The organism is Peribacillus sp. 05N428 (assembly GCF_056397085.1).
The window spans coordinates 1-1,557 of record NZ_JBFTMS010000108.1; the positions used below are offsets into that span (position 1 = coordinate 1).

At 38.5% G+C, this 1,557-nt stretch carries 2 protein-coding genes; both read left to right on the top strand.

The window, feature by feature from the left end; genetic code table 11:
* The first annotated feature begins 283 nt into the window (after positions 1 to 283).
* A complete protein-coding gene (locus tag AC1DIV_RS29900; protein WP_231892157.1) occupies positions 284 to 1,231 on the top strand; it encodes an IS110 family RNA-guided transposase in 948 nt (315 codons plus the stop codon).
* 92 nt (positions 1,232 to 1,323) lie between these two features.
* Positions 1,324 to 1,515 (top strand): hypothetical protein, encoded by a 192-nt coding sequence (locus tag AC1DIV_RS29905; protein ID WP_101226107.1) that lies wholly within the window; start codon positions 1,324 to 1,326, stop codon positions 1,513 to 1,515.
* The last annotated feature ends 42 nt before the right edge of the window (positions 1,516 to 1,557 follow it).

A 1,557-nucleotide genomic window follows, 5' to 3' on the forward strand; every position in this document is an offset into this window, starting at 1 on the left:
CCATAAGAAACTCCTATGGCGGCGCTCCTCGCCGCCACCATCTACTACGAAAATCTAAACTCAAAATAGAGTCTAACCCATTAACCCCTTGACAATAATGGAAAATAACAATACAACCAGGCTGAACTTTTTTTGGTGGATCTTAAGGAAGATACCCTGTATAAGAAACTGGTTGTGACAGTATGGAAGAACCATTTAGTGTACTACTAGTACGTATACAAAAATTTTTGTAACAAATCTCCTGTCATATGTATTGTTAATTTTTTTTGAGGTGATTTCTCCTATGGAAGCAATGATTGAACGGTGTGCTGGCCTAGATGTACACCAAGAAACAGTAGTAGCCTGTGTATTATTTGGTCCATTAGATAAAAAGCCAAAGACCTCTATTGAAACTTTTTCAACTACAACAACGGGACTCTTGGCTTTAAGTGATTGGCTCGCTACCCTGCAGGTATCCGATGTTGTGATGGAAAGTACCGGAGTCTACTGGAAACCAATATGGAATATACTCGAAGGTTCTTTTCACCTTGTTCTTGCCAATGCCAGACATGTCAAAAATGTTCCAGGGCGTAAAACTGATGTGAAAGATGCCGAATGGCTTGCCAAGCTTCTAAGATGCGGACTTATTGAAAACAATTTTGTCCCACCAGAGGATATTCGTGATTTACGAGATCTTACTCGTTATCGAAAAAAATTGATTCATCATCGCACATCAGAGCAGAATCGCATTCACAAAATCCTTCAAGATGCTAATATCAAGCTAACATCCGTTCTATCAGACATTTTTGGTTTATCGGGACGTCGTATCCTTGAAGCGATTCTAAATGGTGAAAAAATAGAGACCGATGGTCTTCGAAAAATGGTGGATTGGCGAACAAAAGCAAGTATAACTGACATTGCAAGTGCAATTAATGGTCGTATTCGCCGTCATCATCGTGATATGTTGCGTTACCATTGGGATCATATGGGTTATTTAGAACAAACCATAGAAGAATTGGAAAAACAAATCGATCAACTCCTGTCCCCCTATCGTAAGGAAGTAGAATTATTGGATGGTATACCTGGTGTGAACAAAGCTGCCGCAGCCACTTTTATTGCGGAGATGGGTGTTGATATGTCCGTATTTAAGTCAGCTAAACATCTTGCCTCTTGGGCTGGTGTGAGTCCTGGAAATTACGAAAGTGCTGGTAAAAAAAAACGAGTAAAACCACACAAGGAAATAAAGCTTTAAAAACAATGGCCGTAGAATGTGTATTAGCAACATCAAGGCAAAATAATAGAATTGCTTCACATCGAAAAAGGATTACTAAACGACAGGGGAAAATGAAGGGACGAATCGCTTCTGCCCATTTACTATTAACGATTACTTACAACATCTTAAAAACAGGAGAACCTTATCATGAACTAGGCTCAAATTACCTTGAAGAAAAACAAAATAACAAAGAATTAAAAATGATCGAATACCTAAAAAAGAAAGGCTATACAATCGCTCCATCTGAACAACAAACTGCATAACCAGTTAAATAACGACATAGTACATTTACCCCCATCAAAAAA